Below are 1,292 nucleotides of genomic sequence, written 5' to 3' on the forward strand. Positions count from 1 at the left end.
GGTGAAGAACCCCATCCGCTCAGCCATGGCGATACCTCTCGATCAGGTCGAGCAGCGCCGTGCCGCGCGGGCGCCGTCCCGGCAGGACGTCGCAGTAAAAGATCTCCAACGTGCGCCATGACCTTATAAAATTGCTTTTCAGTGATATGACGCTTTGGGCGAGAGGTTGACGGAAATAACCATTCAGAATTAAGATTTTGTTGGACCAGCCAATCATGATAAATCAATAAATCTTGTTTTACTGGTTTCAAATATAACGTATTCGCTTTTCCTGTCTTTTTATCATGAATAAAAGCCGTGCTTTTGATAGAACCATCTGGGTTAAAGACATCGGATTTTTTTAATGTCATGACATCACTCACACGGAGTAGTGTGGCCTTACCGACTTGGAAGATCGTATAGTTACGACGGCCAGCCCGAAAACTATCAAGTAACGTATCTTGCACCATTTTTAGAACGTTCGAATCTTTGATGGGAAGAACGATTTGTTGAACCATATAATTAGATATCCTTTCTCAATCATATCATAATTTTTTTCAGCTATAATAGCATAGCTAGACATCCAAGGGCCAGTCCACCAACCAATAATGCCATAAGTCTTAGCATATTTAATACGATAACCTAAAGCGATCAGGTAACTGAGATATTCTTTTTTATGATTTCCAGTATCTAATATTATTAATAGCCCCTCTGTTTTTAGTACACGTGTAGCTTCATCTAAGGCTTTGTATCGGTTCTGTTTTGGTTTAATATTATGAATTGCCATACTTGCGGTTACAAAGTCGTATTTCTTATTTTCAAAAGGTAGCTCTATCATATCCGCAGTTTTTAAATCAGATCTATTTTCTAGATTTTTTTCCTGTAAAAGCTGTTGTGTGCTTTTAAAACTATTATTGGATTGATCCCTATTTTTCCATAGATCTATTCCGGTCACATGTCCTTCGCTTGATATTTTAGAGGCGAACTTTATCAGTACAAGTCCATGTCCGGTCCCTAAATCTAGTATAATACTATCTTCTGGGATCACTAAAACAATATCCATTAGATAAGGGAATGTGAAATAATTAATAATGTAATTGACCTTTTTAAATTGTTTGAAAATTCTTGTATTTTTTTTTTTGGAGTATACTGATATTATCCAAAATATAAGAAAGGACGTAAGAACTATGTACATCAATCTTATTAATCTAAAACGTTGGTGTCTGCTCATCTATTCAATCTTTTCTGCGGTTGTTACAGTAATTTATATCATGTTTAATTCCACTTTTTATAAATTAGATTTGGTTAGATAT

The 1,292-nt window shown here is 35.9% G+C and carries 2 protein-coding genes; both read right to left on the bottom strand.

Going from position 1 to position 1,292, the window contains the following annotated elements; translation table 11 throughout:
* Window positions 1-497: tyrosine-type recombinase/integrase (locus tag ABZ857_RS44265; RefSeq protein WP_357056974.1), on the bottom strand; the 497-nt coding region annotated here is incomplete at its 3' end.
* Complete coding sequence (locus ABZ857_RS44270; RefSeq protein ID WP_235317999.1) at window positions 452-1,027, bottom strand: class I SAM-dependent methyltransferase; 576 nt, start codon at window positions 1,025-1,027, stop codon at window positions 452-454. The genes ABZ857_RS44265 and ABZ857_RS44270, both read right to left, overlap by 46 nt.
* Window positions 1,028-1,292: the final 265 nt, after the last annotated feature.

Origin of the sequence: Microbispora sp. NPDC046933 (assembly GCF_040644635.1) — a bacterium.
In the GTDB taxonomy this organism is placed as follows: domain Bacteria; phylum Actinomycetota; class Actinomycetes; order Streptosporangiales; family Streptosporangiaceae; genus Microbispora.